At 52.6% G+C, this 17565-nt stretch carries 14 protein-coding genes; 10 read left to right on the plus strand and 4 right to left on the minus strand.

The window, feature by feature from the left end; all coding sequences use genetic code 11:
* Window positions 1-49 precede the first annotated feature (49 nt).
* The 3 genes from ACR02O_RS19155 to ACR02O_RS19165 all read right to left on the minus strand — a co-directional run bounded on the left by ACR02O_RS19155 (window position 50) and on the right by ACR02O_RS19165 (window position 5275).
* Complete coding sequence (locus ACR02O_RS19155) at window positions 50-979, minus strand: response regulator (RefSeq protein WP_458138015.1); 930 nt, start codon at window positions 977-979, stop codon at window positions 50-52.
* Entirely contained in the window at window positions 976-4353 is a 3378-nt protein-coding gene (locus tag ACR02O_RS19160; RefSeq protein WP_494522206.1) for a hybrid sensor histidine kinase/response regulator, read from the minus strand. Before ACR02O_RS19160 ends, ACR02O_RS19155 begins: the two co-directional genes overlap by 4 nt.
* Before the next feature lie 160 nt (window positions 4354-4513).
* A complete protein-coding gene (locus tag ACR02O_RS19165) occupies window positions 4514-5275 on the minus strand; it encodes a hypothetical protein (protein ID WP_319962513.1) in 762 nt (253 codons plus the stop codon).
* Between the two features lie 273 nt (window positions 5276-5548).
* Here ACR02O_RS19165 and fmdA point away from each other — a divergent pair, with 273 nt between their 5' ends.
* From fmdA to urtB (ACR02O_RS19215), 10 genes are all read left to right on the plus strand, one after another.
* Window positions 5549-6772: a formamidase gene (fmdA, locus tag ACR02O_RS19170; protein ID WP_319962512.1), complete on the plus strand. Its 1224-nt coding sequence runs from the start codon at window positions 5549-5551 to the stop codon at window positions 6770-6772.
* Window positions 6773-6798: 26 nt separating this feature from the next.
* Window positions 6799-7155: an FmdB family zinc ribbon protein gene (locus ACR02O_RS19175; RefSeq protein WP_319962511.1), complete on the plus strand. Its 357-nt coding sequence runs from the start codon at window positions 6799-6801 to the stop codon at window positions 7153-7155.
* A gap of 103 nt (window positions 7156-7258) precedes the next feature.
* Entirely contained in the window at window positions 7259-8509 is a 1251-nt protein-coding gene (gene urtA, locus ACR02O_RS19180; protein ID WP_458138017.1) for an urea ABC transporter substrate-binding protein, read from the plus strand.
* Between the two features lie 105 nt (window positions 8510-8614).
* Entirely contained in the window at window positions 8615-9532 is a 918-nt protein-coding gene (gene urtB / locus ACR02O_RS19185) for an urea ABC transporter permease subunit UrtB (RefSeq protein WP_319962509.1), read from the plus strand.
* 11 nt (window positions 9533-9543) lie between these two features.
* The gene (urtC, locus tag ACR02O_RS19190) at window positions 9544-10698 is read left to right on the plus strand and encodes an urea ABC transporter permease subunit UrtC (protein WP_458138018.1); all 1155 of its coding nucleotides are present in this window, start codon (window positions 9544-9546) and stop codon (window positions 10696-10698) included.
* Window positions 10695-11438: an urea ABC transporter ATP-binding protein UrtD gene (urtD, locus tag ACR02O_RS19195; protein ID WP_319962507.1), complete on the plus strand. Its 744-nt coding sequence runs from the start codon at window positions 10695-10697 to the stop codon at window positions 11436-11438. The genes urtC and urtD overlap by 4 nt, the downstream gene beginning before the upstream one ends.
* A gap of 46 nt (window positions 11439-11484) precedes the next feature.
* A complete protein-coding gene (gene urtE / locus ACR02O_RS19200; RefSeq protein ID WP_445366519.1) occupies window positions 11485-12174 on the plus strand; it encodes an urea ABC transporter ATP-binding subunit UrtE in 690 nt (229 codons plus the stop codon).
* A 448-nt stretch (window positions 12175-12622) separates the two neighbouring features.
* Complete coding sequence (locus tag ACR02O_RS19205; RefSeq protein ID WP_458138019.1) at window positions 12623-13873, plus strand: putative porin; 1251 nt, start codon at window positions 12623-12625, stop codon at window positions 13871-13873.
* A 26-nt stretch (window positions 13874-13899) separates the two neighbouring features.
* The gene (gene urtA, locus ACR02O_RS19210) at window positions 13900-15198 is read left to right on the plus strand and encodes an urea ABC transporter substrate-binding protein (RefSeq protein ID WP_319962504.1); all 1299 of its coding nucleotides are present in this window, start codon (window positions 13900-13902) and stop codon (window positions 15196-15198) included.
* 155 nt (window positions 15199-15353) lie between these two features.
* Window positions 15354-17018: an urea ABC transporter permease subunit UrtB gene (gene urtB, locus ACR02O_RS19215; protein WP_494523473.1), complete on the plus strand. Its 1665-nt coding sequence runs from the start codon at window positions 15354-15356 to the stop codon at window positions 17016-17018.
* Between the two features lie 177 nt (window positions 17019-17195).
* Here the strand turns inward: urtB (ACR02O_RS19215) and ACR02O_RS19220 are convergent, their stop codons facing one another.
* Window positions 17196-17447, minus strand: coding sequence for a hypothetical protein (locus ACR02O_RS19220; RefSeq protein WP_494522207.1), 252 nt, complete (start codon window positions 17445-17447; stop codon window positions 17196-17198).
* Window positions 17448-17565 lie beyond the last annotated feature (118 nt).

Raw genomic sequence — 17565 nt, forward strand, 5'->3', positions numbered from 1 at the left:
ACAAAAAAAGGCTAGCAACCCAAAGTTGCCGGCCTTTTTTATTGCCTAATCACCCCCGCTGCAACACCATCGCCACCGCCGCCGCCCGCGTGGAAACGCCGAGCTTTTCAAAGATATGCTCCAGATGTTTGTTCACGGTCCTGGGACTGGTGGTGAGGATGATGCCGATTTCCTTATTAGTCTTGCCGCGGGCAATCCACATCAAAATCTCGGCCTCGCGAAAGGTCAGCTTCAGCTTGTCGCGCAGGGTTTCCGGCGTCCATTGCGCGTCTTCGCGCTGCAATAACAACAGGTATTCGTCCGGGTTTTGACAGGCGCTGACTCGAAGCGTAAAACCCGGCGCAAGGCGGTACGGCTCTGCATCGGCTTCCATATCACTCTTACCACTTTGCCGCAGCCAGCGCTGAAACCAACCTTGCAAGGATTCCGGCAGCACATCGTCGGCTGTTTGCCCAACCCCCTGTAATTCGGCAAAATCTTCCAGCCATTCGCTGGCTGCCGGCGTCAACCAAACGATACGCCCCATCCCGTCGATGGCGACTGCCGCAAAATCATGATGATCCAACAAACTCTGGGCGCGCCGCAAATTGCGGGTTTGGGTTAAATGCACTTCAATCCGCGCTAACACCTCGGCTGGCCGAATCGGCTTGACGATGTAGTCCAGCGCACCCTCGCCAAAGCCGCGCAGCAAACTTTCCAACTCGCTTAACCCGGTCATGAACAGCACCGGGATAGGCGCGGTATCCGGATCCGCCTTCAAGCGGTTACAGGTTTCAAAGCCATCAATACCGGGCATCATCACGTCCAAGAGTATGATATCGGGCTTAATGTATTGAATCTGCTCAATCGCCGAACAGCCATCGGTTGCCACCAACACCCGATAGTTGGCTTCCGACAAGGTATCCGACAACAAGGCCAGATTGCCTGGCGTGTCATCGACAATCAATACCGTACCGTTTACGACAGATGCTGCCATCATCGGGACACCTCCTGTTTGTGCATATTCAATAGTTTTCTAATTTCGCCTATCCGAAATTGACTGGCCAACGCTATCAGTTTGGCAAAAAAAGCACCGTAACGCGGCTCGGTTTCGGCAAGCTGTTCCAAGACCTTTTTCAAACCTAATAAATCGCCAATCCGCACGCATTCCACACACCCAGTTAACAACTCAGGCGGCGGCATTATCAGCGGCTCGGCTGCTTTTTCCGTGGCAGCTGGCGCAACCTCGTTCTGATATAACCAAGCCAACGACAAATACAACTTCAATTTCTTCATTAACTGCGGCACTTGAATCGGCTTGGATAAAAAGTCGTTACAACCGGCATTCAAAGCCGCCAAGCGATCGCTGGGATAAGCGTTGGCGCTGAGTACCAGGATCGGCATGGTCCATGCCTGATCACGCAACTGCATCGCGGTTTCGATACCGCTGATTCCGGTCATCGAAATATCCAACAAAATGATGTCGGGTGGATTTTCCGGCACTTTGAGCAAACACTCTTCGCCGGAACACGCCTCACTCAAATAAAAACCCAAAGGCTCCAGCATGGACAGCAATAACTCGCGGTGATCGCGTTGGTCATCTACCACCAAGATTTTTCGGCGCGGACCCTGGTAGCCAATAATCGCCGCTTTGGGATCGGCATCCGCCTCCGCCCCCAGACTGGGCAGCAACAAGCGCACCGTAAAGGTGGAACCCTGGCCGATTTGGCTTTTCACCGTCAACTCCCCACCCATGACCTCGGTGAGAATCTTGCTGATCGTCAAGCCCAAACCGCTACCGGCCACCGCGTTGCCGGTGGGATTATGCAAGCGGGTGAAGGGCTGAAAAATATCCTGCAACTGCTCTTCGTCGATACCGCTACCGGTATCGCTCACCTGAAAATTGGCCACGCCACCGCTGTAACCAATCCGAAACACGATGTCCCCAGCCGAGGTAAATTTCACCGCATTGCTAAGCAAATTGATCAAGATCTGCCCCACCCGCTTTTCGTCGCCCCGGATGCGCTGTGGCAAGGTATGAGAAATCTGACAGACAAAATTCAGACCCTTGTCTTCGGCCTGCAATTTATAGGTGTGTACCAAATGATCAATAAAATCCGGAAAATGAATAGGCTGGTACTTCAATTCAAATTTTCGGGCTTCGATCCGGGCAATATCCAGTATATCCTCAATCAGCGCGCATAAATGCTCACCGCTGCGTTTCAAGGTTTCCACAGCTTGCTGGCGGTGCGCCGGAATACTGGGATCTTGATGCAGGATATGCGCGTAGCCGATGATACTGTTCAAGGGCGAACGAATTTCATGGCTCATATTGCTCAGGAATCGACTCTTCGCTTGATTGGCGGTGTCCGCCATTTTCAAAGCCCGTTGCAGTTTGCCATCCGTCTGTTTATGCTCTTCGATTTCCATCAAAAGCAACTGGGTTTGCTTGGCCGTTTCCTCATGCGCGACGCGGCGACTTTCTGCATTCAGAATCAACCACCAGGTACACAGCCCGATAAACACCAGCAACGACGCATAAATCTTTAGAAAATTATTCAGCAGTAACTGAAACGCCCCCATGTCGTGTTCGACGCTCAGCAAATCCTGATAGTAAATAATGCTGACAAAAATGCCGCTCAACACCGACAAAAACAAAAACATCAAGGTAAAGCGCAGCAACCTCAGGCGGGCGTCCAAACTCATCGCCGCCGGCATGCAACATCGAGCGAGTTTTTCCAGATAGTCTTCAAAACGAAAACCTACTTTGCAGCCATCCAGACAGCGCGCATCCAAGGTGCAACACAAGGAACAGATGCTGCCGGCATAAGCCGGGCAATAGGCTATATCCTCGTGTTCAAACTCGTTCTCGCAGATCGAACATTTGTTGTGCGATTTACGATTATTCTCCTCCCGATTCCGCGCCAGATAATGTTTACCGTCCGATAAGTAAGCAATCGCCGGCACCAATACAAACGCCAATCCCAAGGCAATAAACGCCGAGAACGCCTGCGGATAGACCCCAAATACCCCGGCGTAGGCCAAGATAGACAGCAAGGACGCGCAAAACGTGGAAATGATGCCTACCGGATTTAAATCCGACAGATACGCGCGCTTGAACTCCACCACTTTGGGACTTAAGCCAAAAGGCTTGTTGATCATCAACTCGGCGGCGATGGAACTGATCCAGGCAATCGACATATGCGAAAACAAGCCCAGCACTTTTTCCAAGGCGCCAAACACGCCAAACTCCATCAGCAACAGCGCAATCAGCACATTGAAAAACAACCACACCACACGCCCCGGGTGACTATGGGTTAATCGCGAAAAGAAATTGGACCACGCCAAGGAGCCGGCGTAGGCATTGGTAACGTTGATCTTGATTTGACTGACAATCACAAATAGAGTGGTAGCCGCCAACGCCCATTTTGGATCGTCAAACAATTCGTTATACGCTACCAGATACATTTGCGTCGGTTCGTGGGCATGCGCGGGACTGATACCATGGCGGATCGCCAAATGCGCCAGCAACGCCCCCAACAGTTGCCTTAATGCGCCAAACACAATCCAGCCAGGCCCTGCAGCCACCATGGCCAGCCACCAGCGGGTTTTGTTTGCCTGGTTTTTTTGCGGCATGAACCTTAGAAAGTCTACCTGTTCGCCAATCTGCGCCACCATGGAAAACGCCACCGTCGCCGCTGTACCGAACAATAACCAATTGAAGCCTTGCCCACTGCCGGCGATCCAGAAATAAGTACTCAAGGTTTCTAGTGCTTCTGGCTCCCGCAAGGCCACCGCGATATAGGGTGCGACGAGCAACAACAACCAAAGCGGTTGCGTCCACAGCTGCATTCGGCTAATCGTGGTAATCCCAAACGTCACCAGCGGAATCACCACCACGGCGCTGACGATATAGGCAACCTCCAGCGGTATATTGAAATACAGCTCGATGGCCAACGACATGATTGAGGCTTCCAGTGCGAACAGCGTGAACGTATAGGACGCATAGATCAACGAGGTCACCGTCGAGCCGATATAGCCAAAACCGGCGGCGCGAGTTAAAAGATCAATGTCGATATGGTAGCGGGCCGCGTAATAGCCGATGGGCAAACTGACGATAAAGATGACGACAGCAACGATGGCGATGGCCCAAACGGCATTGGTAAAACCATAATTGATGGACAGGAATCCGCCGATCGCCTCCAATACCAAAAACGACGTAGAACCGAAAGCCGTATTGGCAACCTCAAACTCCGACCATTTCCGGAACCGGCGCGGCGCAAAACGCAAGGCATAGTCTTCCAGTGTCTCGTTGGCGACCAGACCGTTATATTCCCGGCGGATTTTGGTGATGTTTTGATGAATGGTTTTCATGGCTCAGGAGTATCTAACGCGCCGGCGAATTTTAGATGTCGGCGCGAACCAGCATTAAACGCTACCATCGCAGCGCAACACCTTTTAACATCCTGGATGACTGCTGACCAGACCCAGGATTAGGCAATCGCCCCCGACGGCGTATCAACAGCCACACGAATCACTTACGCTCGTAGCCAAACTCAAGGATTACCGGCGATCCTTGATTGTGAATAATGATCTGCTTCTTGGTCTCACCGCCGACCTCCTCGACCCGCGTGGCCGCCGGATCTTCAGGTTTAGATAGAGCCGGCACCTGTTTTACTTCCACTTGCACATCCGGCATCCAGCCCGGTTTGAAGGTGTGGGTATCCATACGGTGTCCCGTCGCAGGCAGCTTGAGTTCATCCAACAAATCAAAACACACGGTGCTGACATGATCGATGACTTTGTCAGTGACTTTGCTTTGGTTGGATTCATCGATGAGTTGATGGGCGCTGACGGTCGCCTTGTTTTCGATACTGGCTTCGTCACTGCCAATTTTTTTTAGATGGCAACTGATCGGCAGCACCTTGGCTTTTTGAAACCCCAGGCCACGCGGGTCCGAATCACCGCTAGTCCAGGAAAAACCGACCGGGGTATCGCCGGTGGCCGCTTTCCCCAAACTGATCAGCAGCGTATGCGAGCTATCCACACGGCTTGACTTGACCGGATACTGCCACTCCGCCAAATTCTTGCCGACCTGCTCGGCAATCAAGCTGGGCGACAGTTTGAAACCAAACTGCCCGAGGTTCTGATCAGCCACATCAATCACGATGCCGCTAATCGACGCCCGATCGATGGCCTCCACTCCGCTGGCGGCCACTGCCTGCCCCAGAAAACACCAGGGCAATACCCATAACCCGGCGCGGATATGTCTTAAAAACAGCTTATACCTACTCACAATACTCTCCTAACGGTTCAAGTTCACTCTACGGAAGCCCTGCGTTGCCTGCCATACGTCAAATGACTAATGAGTCATCTGACGAATTGTGGGAACGGTCGGCGAATTTAACAATGAACCCCGGCAGAACTGCTAACACGCCTTACAAAAGACTGCCTTTATTTCCATCGAGATTACGCAAAACAAGGGGATTTTATATGAATGGTGTTATCGCAAGGGCTTTAACCGCAGCATTAATTTCTTGTCATTGAAATTCACCGTTGAGGAGGCCGCATGAAAACGTTAATTAAGTTAGATTTAGACAAAAAGCCCTGGGAACAGGATGGTCTGATCCACAACCGCTGGCATCCGGACCTGCCGATGGTCGCCATGGTCAAACCCGGCGACGAATTTCGCGTCGAATGCATGGACTGGACCGGCGGCCAGATTGGCAACAACGACAGTGCCAACGACGTCCGCGATGTGGATTTGACCCAGGTACACTATTTAAGTGGCCCGATAGGCGTGGAAGGCGCGGAACCCGGCGACTTGATGGTCGTGGAAATTCTGGATGTCGGCACCCTGGACGACTATCAATGGGGCTTCAACGGCCTATTCGCCAAGGAAAACGGCGGCGGCTTCCTGACAGACCATTATCCGGAAGCGCGCAAATCCATCTGGGATTTTCACGGCATCTACACCACCTCCCGCCATATTCCCAATGTTAAGTTTGCCGGCATCATGCATCCCGGTTTGATTGGTTGCTTACCGTCCCGGGAATTGCTGGAAAACTGGAACGCCAGGGAAGCGGCGTTAATCGCGACCGACCCGGACCGGGTGCCGGCCTTGGCGCTGCCCCCCAACCCGCAATCAGCCGTCATGGGCCGCTTAACCGGCGAAGCTGCCGTCGCAGCCGCGGCGGAAGGCGCCAGAACCGTGCCGCCGCGCGACCACGGCGGTAACTGCGACATTAAAAACCTCACCAAAGGCTCCAAAGTATTCTTCCCGGTTTACGTCAAGGATGGCGGTCTGTCCATGGGCGACTTGCATTTCTCGCAAGGCGACGGCGAAATCACCTTCTGCGGCGCGATCGAAATGGCCGGCTATCTGGACATCAAGGTCAGCTTGATCAAAGAGGGCGTGAAAAAATACGGCATCAAAAACCCGATCTTCCAACCCAGCCCGCTGTCACCGGCGTATCGCGACTACCTGATTTTCGAAGGCATTTCGGTCGACGAGCAAGGCAAGCAACATTATCTGGACGTGCATGTGGCTTACCGCCAAGCCTGTCTGAATGCCATCGAGTATCTGAAAAAATTCGGCTACAGCGGCGCGCAGGCCTTGTCGATTCTCGGTACCGCGCCGGTCGAAGGCCATATCAGCGGCATCGTCGACATCCCCAACGCCTGCGCGACCTTGTGGTTACCGACCGAGATCTTCGATTTTGACCTAAAACCGAATGCCGATGGGCCGAGCAAAATTATCACCGGTACTACCGATATGGCATTCACCAGTTAGTTCGGCAATTGATAGGGAGTTTGGCTATGCCTTTGTACGAGTATCACTGTCACGACTGCGGGCCGTTTACCGCAATCCGGAAAATGAGTGAATCCGCCAGTCCCGCCATTTGCGCGCAGTGCGGAGCAGTCAGCGAGCGGGTGATTTCCGCGCCGCATTTTGCATTGTTGGGCAAGGCGCAACGCCAGGCTCACGAAACCAACGAACGATCGGCGCACGAACCTAAATCGGTACGCCGCTCCAGTTGCGGATGCAGCGGTGCGCATACCTGTAAGCCGAGTAAGGACACTACAAAGGCCAGTAGCAACGGTAACAAAGACCAAGCAAACGGCTTCCAGATGCAAACCAAGAAAACCGCAAGACCTTGGATGCTCGGCCACTAGCCGTTTTGTAATTGAAGAGAGATTTAACAACGTGTGACGCGGTAAATGGATTTGTCTATTCGGCAAATCCGGAGAGTTTGATTTATCAATGTGGAGAAACTAAATGAGTAATTCCGATAGACGACAATTTATGAAAAAGACCACGGCTTTAGTCGCCGTATCGCTAGCACTGGGCTTGCCGATTGGCATCAATGTCGCCAACGCCGCCGATTTTCCGACTGCGACGGTCAACACCACTGGCCTGGCCGTCACCGATACCACGGTAAAGGTGGGCATTTTGCATTCCGCCACCGGCACCATGGCCATCAGCGAAACTGGCTCCATCCAGGCGGAAAAATTGGCGATTGCCCAAATTAACGAAATGGGCGGCGTTTTGGGCAGAAAAATCGAGGTGATCCAGGAAGACGGCGCCAGCGACTGGCCCACCTTCGCGGAAAAATCCAAGAAGCTGCTGGAAAACGACAAAGTAGCCACCGTATTCGGCTGCTGGACCTCGGCGTCACGGAAAGCGGCATTACCGGTGTTTGAAAAAGATAACGGCCTGCTGTTCTATCCAACTTTCTACGAAGGTTTGGAGCAATCGAAAAACGTGTTTTACACCGGCCAGGAAGCTACTCAGCAAATTCTCGCGGGTCTGGATTGGATCGCCAAAGAGAAACAAGCCAAAACCTTTTATCTGATTGGTTCGGATTACATTTGGCCACGTACCTCCATGAAAATTGCCCGGAAACACATCGAGCAACACCTGGGCGGCACCGTGGTGGGTGAGGAATACATCGCCTTGGGCGACACCCAGTTCGGTTCTGTTATCAACAAAATCAAACTGAAAAAACCGGATGTGATTTACGCAGCGGTGGTGGGCGGCAGTAACGTGGCGTGGTTCAAGCAATTGAACGCAGCCGGTCTGAACGCCAAAAAGCAAAACATGCTGACCATCTCCGTGACCGAGGACGAGGTACTGGGTATCGGCGGCGAGAACCTGGAAGGCTTCTATTCCGCGATGAAATACTTCCAGTCCCTGAAAAATCCTAACAACGAGAAATTCGTGGCCGACTTCAAGAAAGCTTATGGCGACGCTGCCGTCATTGGCGACGTCACCCAAGCCGCCTATTTAGGCCCCTGGCTATGGAAAGCAGCGGTCGAACGCGCCGGTAGCTTTGATGTCGACAAAGCCGTGGCGGCCTTACCCGGTTACGAGTTGACAACCGCGCCGGAAGGCTACGTCAAAGTCGATCCTAACCACCACTTGCATAGTAAGTTGCGGATCGGTCAATGGCGGAAAGACGGTCAAGCCGATGTGGTGTACGAGTCTGATTTGATCGCGCCCGACCCATTCCCTAAAGGTTACCAATAAGCGCCAAGGCGCTAAGCGAGCCAACCGTGGCAACCCGCAATTTGGCGGTTGCCACGGTGTTTTAAACGCGAGTTGTTTCATGTCAGTAAGTTAGCGGGAGGCCTTATGTTTGGATATTCGATGGAAGAAGTGGGCAACATCGTGGTGATGCAGGGCTTCTCCGGATTGAGCCTGTTTAGCGTCCTACTGTTGATGGCGTTGGGCCTGGCCATTATTTTCGGGCAGATGGGTGTGATCAATATGGCCCACGGCGAATTCATGGCCGTCGGCGCTTACACCACGGTATTTATGTCAAAAATTGCGGTGTCATACGACATCGTCAATTCCTATTTTGTATTTGCGATCGTCGCGGCCTTCATCCTCGCCTTTTTGATCGGCTATCTCATTGAATATGTGTTGATACGCCATCTTTACAAACGGCCTTTGGATACGCTGTTGGCGACTTGGGGCTTAAGTCTGGTCATGCAACAGATTTTTCGCTCCACCTTTGGCGCCAAGGAAGTCAGCGCCGAATTACCGGAATGGCTGTTGGGTTCCTTCAAGCCCACCGAGGATATCGACATTCCGATTAACGGCGTGTTCGTGATGGGATTGGCTTTGATCGTCACCGTCGGCGTCTACCTGTTCATGTACCGCTCACGTTGGGGCCTGCGCGTCCGGGCGACCATGCAGAACCGGGTGATGGCGGGTGCGGTGGGTATCAATACCAAAAAAGTGGACCGCTTGACCTTTGCTTTGGGTTGCGGGATTGCCGGCGTCGCCGGTGCAGCCTTCACCACGATTGCATCCACCGGCCCTACGACCGGCTCTTTATACATCGTCGACAGTTTCATGGTGGTGGTATTCGGCGGCGCGGCCAGCCTGATGGGCACCATCGCTTCGGCCTTCGGCATCGCCCAGGCCCAATCGATATTGCAATTTTTTATGACCAGTTCAATGGGCAAAGTGGCGACCTTGATGACCATCGTCATCATCTTGATGATGCGTCCGGAAGGCTTGTTTGCATCCAAAGTACGTAAATAGAGGGATATATCATGAAGCTACTATCAGAGAAATTATTAGGCGGCAAACAGGGGGCGATTGGGCTGGCGATATTGTCTCTGCTGCTGTTTGTCATCTTCCCGCTGTGGTTGGACCTGTTCCGGCTGGGCTTGATCGGCAAATACGTCACCTACGCCTTTGTGGCCATCAGCTTGGTGCTACTCTGGGGTAACGGCGGCATCTTGAGTTTGGGCCAAGGCATGTTTTTTGGTTTGGGCGGCTATTGCATGGCGATGTTTTTGAAGCTGGAAGCCTCCGATCCGATCAGCACCAAAATCCAAACCACCCCCGGCATCCCCGATTTCATGGACTGGAATCAGCTCACCGCCCTACCCTGGTTTTGGGAACCGTTTAAAAGCCTGACGCTGACGATTCTGTTGGTTTTGATCGTGCCCACTTTACTGGCCTTCATCATCGGCTTTGCGATGTTCAAACGCCGGGTGGGCGGGGTTTACTTTGCCATCATCACCCAAGCCATCGCCCTTATCTTGAGCATTCTGATCGTCGGCCAGCAAGGCTATACCGGCGGGGTAAACGGCATCACCGACCTGAAAACCATGCTGGGTTGGGACATCAGAACCGATAGCGCCAAATATATTCTCTATTTTACCAACGCCGGGCTGTTGATCGCCTGCATGCTGCTGGCCCGTTACATTCTCACCTCGAAGTTTGGCATGCTGCTGCTAGCGATGCGCGACAAGGAAGAGCGGGTGCGCTTTTCCGGTTACGATGTTTCCAATTTCAAAATCTTCATTTTTTGCATCGCCGCGATGATTTCGGCAATCGGTGGAGCGATGTTTACGCTGCAAGTGGGTTTCATGTCACCCAGCTTTGTCGGCATTGTGCCTTCAATTGAGATGGTGATCTTTGCCGCGGTCGGCGGCCGAATGTCCCTGATCGGCGCGGTGTACGGCACCCTGTTGGTGAACTTTGGCAAAACCATGTTTTCCGAAACCTACCCGGAGTTGTGGCTGTTCTTGATGGGCGGTTTGTTCATTGCGGTGGTGATGTTCTTCCCCGACGGTTTGGCCGGCATCTACGAAAACTATGCAAGCAAGTTCAATCTGGCCGGCAAATTTTCCAAACTCACTGCTAAATTCACTAAATCAACCGCGGTAGCAGACGAATTAGTAGGAGAAAAACCATGAGCAATCCTGATTTCGTACTGGCAATTGAAGACCTGACCGTGTCTTTCGATGGCTTCAAAGCGGTTGACGCCCTGAATATGTACATCGACAGCAATGAACTGCGGGTGGTCATCGGCCCCAACGGCGCCGGCAAAACCACGGTGCTGGATCTCATCTGCGGCAAAACCAAATCCACTTCCGGCTCGATCAAGTTTAAGAACAAAGAACTGACCAAATTACCGGAGCACGAAATCGTCCGTGCCGGCGTGGGCAGAAAGTTTCAAACCCCGTCGATTTACGAAAACCTGACGGTTTATCAAAACCTGGAAGTGTCCTATCCGGTGGGCCGATCGGTGTGGGGCAGCCTGACTTTCAAACGCACTCCAGAAGTCGTCGAGCAAGTGCATAAAATCGCCGCTGAAGTGCTGTTGACCGAGCAATTGCAAATGGAAGCCGCCCTGCTCAGCCATGGTCAAAAACAATGGTTGGAAATCGGCATGCTGTTGATGCAAGACCCGGAGTTATTGATGCTCGACGAACCGGTAGCGGGCATGAGCGCCAAGGAACGCGATCAAACCGCCGACTTATTGAATCGAATTTGCAAAAACCGCTCGGTATTGGTGATCGAGCATGACATGGAATTCGTAAAAAAGATCGCGCATAAAGTGACGGTACTGCATCAGGGCAAAATCCTGGCGGAAGGATCGATGGAGAAAGTACAGGCCGACGAAAAAGTGATTGAGGTTTATTTGGGCCACTAAGCTAACGCCATCCGCACTGCCAGCACCTAACAAGAGGAAATAGACAATGTTTGAAATTTCGGATCTGCAAGTCAGTTACGGGCAAAGCCAAGTCATACACGGCTTGAGCTTTACCGCAGAAAAAAACGAGACCCTGGCGATCATGGGCCGTAATGGCATGGGCAAAACCACCCTGTTCAAATCCTTGATGGGCATCTTGCCCAGCAAAGCCGCCAAGGCCACCGTCGACGGGGAAAACCTGAACGGCGTGGACACCTATCAACGAGTCGCCAAAGGTTTGGCCTATGTGCCACAAGGTCGGATGATTTTCTCGACCATGACCGTGCAAGAAAATATCGAAACCGGCCTGGAAAGCTCCAAATTTCGGGAAATCCCGGACGACATCTATGCCCTATTTCCCGTGCTGTACGATATGCGCAAACGCAAAGGCGGCAATCTGTCCGGCGGCCAACAGCAACAGTTGGCGATTGCCCGGGCTTTGGTCACCAACCCCAAAGTGCTGCTACTGGATGAGCCCACCGAAGGCATTCAGCCCTCGATTATTAAAGACATAGCAAAAGTGCTGAATGAAATCCGCAAAATGCGCGAAATCACCATCATCGTTTCCGAACAAGTGCTGAGCTTTACCATGGAAGTGGCCGACCGCATCATTGTGATCGACAAAGGTAAATTTATTCATGAAGACAAACGCGGCGACGTCGACGCCGCCAAGATTAAAGGCTATTTATCGGTTTAGTAGCTAAACCCGCGCCGACTTCTCTCCCCAAACGCTCCCATCTGCCCTGATGGTTTTGTGAACACCAAAACTATCAGCGGCCATCCCGGCCTATTTTCTGATTCAAGCCGCTCACGCTGAAACAGAAATCCGCTCTGCTTTGACAAATTCAGGCTCAGCAAAACCGATTTTTTAGGCCCAATCTAGCCGTATCGGCGCCGTTTTCTGACAATTCCACCCACGGTATTTCACACGTAGCCATTCCGCCAAACCTAAGATTAACCATTTTTAATCAATAGCTTAATCAGATTAAAACTCGTTGTAGGCAGCCATACGTCAAATGACTGATGAGTCATCTGACGGATTGTTGAAAATCGCCACAAATTTAACAATCGTCCTCGCTAGATTCTGCCGCATCGCTCGTCCGGGCATGCTTAATCATTTGTGCTTTTAGACTAGGGGACTTTACATGAAAGCTTATATTGAACATCCTGCAAGCTCGCTGAACACGCGACTCTTCCTCAGCTCTGCGATCGCCGCACTGGCCATAGGCTACGCTGCGGAGAGCCAGGCAGGTGCCACGTTTAAAATCGACGACACCAAATGGATCAGCGTCGGTGCGGGTTTACGTTCCAGCTTCCGGGCCCAGGAAAGTGGAGCGGGCGCTAACGGCGACAAATGGAGCAACAACTTCAATCTGGACAACATTCGTTTGTATTTGAATGGTCAAATTCATAAATATCTAAAAGTCGAGTTCAACACCGAATGTCCGATGTGCGGCAGCGGCGGCGAGATACATGTGCTGGACGCGGTGGGTAAATTCGAAATCACCCCTTACGCCAACTTATGGGTAGGCCGGATGCTGGTACCCGCCGAACGCCGGGAGTTGAACGGTCCTTTCTACAGTGCGGTTTACAACATCTTCTCTGCTGGCACCCCTTTCCAACCGTCTGATTACAACCTGACTATCCAAAACAACGGTACTTCAGCCGGCTCTATTGGCCGTGACGACGGTGCCACTTTCTGGGGTGCGGTTCTGGACGGACGACTGCAATATTCTGTCGGTTTCTTCCGTGGTCTAAGAGGCGGCGCCAACGTCGACGACAACATTCTCTATGCGCAACGCGTGGCCTATAACTTTTGGGAAGTTGAGAAAAACCCCGGCTATTACACCTCGGGTACCTACCACGGCAAAGGCGGCGACATCCTGACCGTCGGTGTAGCTAACCAGTATCAAGAAGACGGTGCCGGCACAGCAGCCAACCCCGCCAATTTCCGCGGCACCACCGTAGACTTGTTAATGGAAAAAGTATTACCTGGCGGCGGCGTCGTGACATTTAACGGCGAGTACAAAAACTATGGTCTATCGAATGGTTTTGGCCAGGCCCAACGTGATGCGGTGGCGCCGTTTTCCAATGGCGTTTTTGCGATGTTTGAAGGCAATGCGTACGACGTTAGCGGCATGTATTTATTCCCGCAAAAAGTCGGTATCGGCCAATTCCAGCCTTACCTGCGTTATGTCAACGTCGAACCCAGCACCAGCGCCAGTCGTGAAGTCTACGAAGGCGGCGTCAACTACGTCATCGACGGCCATAATGCGAAAATTTTTGCGTCCTACCAATACGGTGATTTGTTGACCAAGGGCCTCCTGGATTACAGATCAAACGTCACCGGCGAGAACGCCAGCCAAGTTATGGTCGGCTTCCAATGGCAAATCTAAAATACTAATAACAGAGGGCTATCAAGATGAAATTAATGCGTAACACATTCCGTAAACTGGCACTGGGGGCGGCGCTTTCGTCGCTGCTGATCGGCGGCCAGGCAGCCAATGCCGAAGACACCATCAAAGTCGGCGTTCTGCACTCGCTGTCCGGTACGATGGCGATCAGCGAAACCACGCTGAAAGACACCATGCTGATGCTGATCGACGAGCAAAACAAAAAAGGCGGTTTGCTCGGCAAGAAGTTGGAAGCCGTGGTGGTCGATCCGGCCTCCAACTGGCCCTTGTTTGCGGAAAAAGCCCGCGAGCTGATCACCAAGGACAAAGTGGCATCCATCTTCGGTTGCTGGACGTCTGTTTCCAGAAAATCGGTGTTACCGGTCATTGAAGAGTTGAACAGCATCCTGTTCTACCCGGTGCAATACGAAGGCGAAGAGTCTTCCAAAAACGTGTTTTACACCGGCGCTGCGCCGAATCAGCAAGCCATTCCGGCGGTCGATTACCTGATGAACGACCTGAAAGTACAACGTTGGGTCTTGGCCGGTACCGATTACGTCTATCCGCGCACCACCAACAAAATCCTGGAAGCTTACTTAAAATCCAAAGGGGTTAAACCGGCGGACATCATGATCAACTACACCCCATTCGGTCATTCCGATTGGCAAAGTATCGTCGCCGACATTAAAAAATTCGGCTCGGCCGGCAAGAAAACTGCCGTGGTTTCCACCATCAACGGCGACGCCAACATCCCGTTCTATAAAGAGCTGGGCAACCAAGGCATCTCCGCGGAAAAAATTCCGGTCATCGCCTTCTCGGTGGGTGAGGAAGAATTATCCGGCATGGACACCAAACCGCTGGTGGGTCACTTGGCGGCCTGGAACTACTTCATGAGCGTGGATACCACCAAAAATGCGGCCTTTATCCAACAGTGGAAGGACTACATCAAGAATCCTAAGCGCGTCACCAACGACCCGATGGAAGCACATTACATCGGTTTCAACATGTGGGTGAAAGCAGTCGAGAAAGCCGGCACCACGGATTCCGACGCGGTACAAAAAGCGCTGATTGGCGTCGAGTACCCCAACTTGACCGGCGGCATGTCGAAAATGCTGCCTAACCACCACATCAGCAAACCGGTGTTGATCGGCGAAATTCAAGACGACGGCCAATTCGTCACCGTCTGGCAAACCAACAAACTGGTCGATGGCGACGCTTGGTCGGACTTCCTGCCGGACAGCAAACCGATCATCGCCGACTGGACCGCGCCTATCAGTTGCGGCAACTACAACACTAAAACCAAAAAGTGTTCAGGACAGAACTATTAACAGCGGATGTTACCCGCGAGGTTCACGGCAGGATGCCGTGGGCCTCGCCCCCCAAAAGAGGACAGACGATGCACGCACCCCGTTTCAGAACCCGTTTAAAAACGCCGCCCGGCTCGCGCCCGGCCAACCGTTCCCCCAAGGACAGCTTCTTGAGCATGATGACTACAGCTTCTACTCAGGCCGGAATTAGAGCCGGCGGCGTTTTTAAACGGCTTCCAAAACTTGCCGGCTATTTGCTGGTGGTGATATTCCTCGCCGCGCAACCCGCCATGGCCCAAGACGCCGGCAGCGCCTTGGAACAACTGCGCACCGGCAGCATGACCGAACGCGAACAAGCCATCGCAACCCTGGGCAGCGACAGCAATAACCTGAAACTATTGCAAGCCCTGCAAGACGGCAAATTGTTCGACTTCAAAGCCGAAGGCAAATTGGTGTTTGCGCAGGAAAGCCCGGCCGGTTACCAACTCAGTGATCCGCTCAGCGGCGCAGCCATCGCGGAAGTCGAGCGCGGCGCGGTAGGCAAAATCAATTTAAACAACAAACTCCGCGGCGTGCTGCGCAAAACCATCGCCCAATTGCAATTAAACGATACTGACCCAGTGCTGCGTCTGATCGCGGTACAAGCATTGGCCAACGACATAGACGACAAAGCGGTAATTTTGCTGCGCGATCATCTGGCAACCGAAACCGACGCCGAGATCAAAACCGCCATCAACAAAATGCTGTTACTGCAAGACATCAACAGCCCGGAAAAGGACCAACGCATCGCCGCTATCGGCGCGTTAAAAGATTTGGACAGCCAGGACGTAGTCAACAAGTTGCAAGCCATTATCGATAAGGATGCCGACGGCAATTTCCTGGAAGCCGACAGCGACGTGCGCAACCTGGCCGAAGCAGCCCTGATTAAAATCCGCGAACGCATGCAAGCCTACGCTGCCGCCGAAACCGTGTTCTTTGGTTTAAGTTTGGGCGCCGTACTGGTGTTGTCCGCGATTGGTTTGGCGATTACCTTTGGGGTGATGGGCGTCATCAACATGGCCCATGGCGAACTGATGATGTTGGGCGCTTATACCACTTACGTGATGCAACAAATCATGCCCAACAACCTAGGCACCGCGTTGATTCTGTCGATTCCGATGGCGTTTCTGGTCGCCGCCCTGGTCGGCATCGCCATCGAACGCGGCATCATCCGCTTCCTGTATGGCCGGCCGTTGGAAACTTTGTTGGCGACCTTTGGCGTCAGCCTGTTCCTGCAACAAGCCGTGCGCTCGATCTTCTCGCCGCTGAACCGCAGCGTCGCCACGCCGGATTGGATGAGCGGCTCCTGGCAAATCAACGACTTCCTGTCGCTGACGTGGAATCGTTTTTACATCCTGATCTTCTGCCTGCTGGTGTTTACCGCGCTGTTGCAAATTTTGAAACGCACCAAGCTTGGCCTGGAAGTCCGTGCCGTCGCGCAAAATCGTGGCATGGCAAGAGCGATGGGCATCCCGACTTCGCGAGTCGACGCCATGACCTTCGGTTTGGGCTCCGGCATCGCCGGTGTGGCCGGCGTGGCCTTGAGCCAGATCACCAATGTTGGGCCTAACTTGGGCCAAGCCTATATTGTGGATTCGTTCATGGTGGTGGTGTTCGGCGGGGTCGGTAATTTGTTCGGAACGTTGGTCGCCGGGTTCTCGTTGGGGATTGCCAATAAGGTGTTAGAACCTTATGCCGGGGCGGTGTTGGCGAAGATTTTGGTGTTGGTGTTTATTATTTTGTTTATTCAGAAGAAGCCCCGGGGGTTGTTTCCGCAGAAAGGGCGTGCGGCGGAGTCGTGAGTTGATTTTCGGGGTTTGCTGGTTCCCATGCGCTGCGTGGGAACCCGGGTTAGCCGCGCTGCGGCAAGAAATTCACCGCAGGCGCGGAACTACCGCATTCCCACGCAACGCGCGGGAACGAGACAAAGCCAGTCCCTTATTATTGGGATGAAGCGAGAGAAACAATGATATTCGAATTTAAGGAGTAGCTAACCACTCACGCATTTTCAATTGCAAGTGTTCGTCGAGATCATCGGTTTTATAAAGATCCCACTGTAGACCTGCACAAATCATTATGTCCCGCTCAATTTTCTCGGCAGATTTGTTCAGAACTTTTTTTGCAATTTTTAGGTAATCAATTCCCTCAAGTGGTTTTTCTGGGGTGGTGTCAATGTAATGCTGAGCGGAAAACTCAGCTGCCGTATCGCGGTTGAAAGTAGCGGAAGTCATTTAATGTTCCTTCGAAGTTGTTTTAAAAACTGCAATCTATCAAAATCGCAAATATCATGCAAGTATTTGTTTTTAAATGTAAATTTGTAGCACATGACACAACTAAGGGATTAGCCGC

The sequence above is a fragment of the Methylomonas sp. PHL2-19 genome, from assembly GCF_059331595.1.

Coding starts and splice junctions, on each gene's coding strand:
- ACR02O_RS19155 (WP_458138015.1), bottom strand. CDS start 979: ATGATGGCAGCATCTGTCGTAAACGGTACGGTATTGATTGTCGATGAC.
- ACR02O_RS19160 (WP_494522206.1), bottom strand. CDS start 4,353: ATGAAAACCATTCATCAAAACATCACCAAAATCCGCCGGGAATATAAC.
- fmdA (WP_319962512.1), top strand. CDS start 5,549: ATGAAAACGTTAATTAAGTTAGATTTAGACAAAAAGCCCTGGGAACAG.
- ACR02O_RS19175 (WP_319962511.1), top strand. CDS start 6,799: ATGCCTTTGTACGAGTATCACTGTCACGACTGCGGGCCGTTTACCGCA.
- urtA (WP_458138017.1), top strand. CDS start 7,259: ATGAGTAATTCCGATAGACGACAATTTATGAAAAAGACCACGGCTTTA.
- urtB (WP_319962509.1), top strand. CDS start 8,615: ATGTTTGGATATTCGATGGAAGAAGTGGGCAACATCGTGGTGATGCAG.
- urtC (WP_458138018.1), top strand. CDS start 9,544: ATGAAGCTACTATCAGAGAAATTATTAGGCGGCAAACAGGGGGCGATT.
- urtD (WP_319962507.1), top strand. CDS start 10,695: ATGAGCAATCCTGATTTCGTACTGGCAATTGAAGACCTGACCGTGTCT.
- urtE (WP_445366519.1), top strand. CDS start 11,485: ATGTTTGAAATTTCGGATCTGCAAGTCAGTTACGGGCAAAGCCAAGTC.
- ACR02O_RS19205 (WP_458138019.1), top strand. CDS start 12,623: ATGAAAGCTTATATTGAACATCCTGCAAGCTCGCTGAACACGCGACTC.
- urtA (WP_319962504.1), top strand. CDS start 13,900: ATGAAATTAATGCGTAACACATTCCGTAAACTGGCACTGGGGGCGGCG.
- urtB (WP_494523473.1), top strand. CDS start 15,354: ATGATGACTACAGCTTCTACTCAGGCCGGAATTAGAGCCGGCGGCGTT.
- ACR02O_RS19220 (WP_494522207.1), bottom strand. CDS start 17,447: ATGACTTCCGCTACTTTCAACCGCGATACGGCAGCTGAGTTTTCCGCT.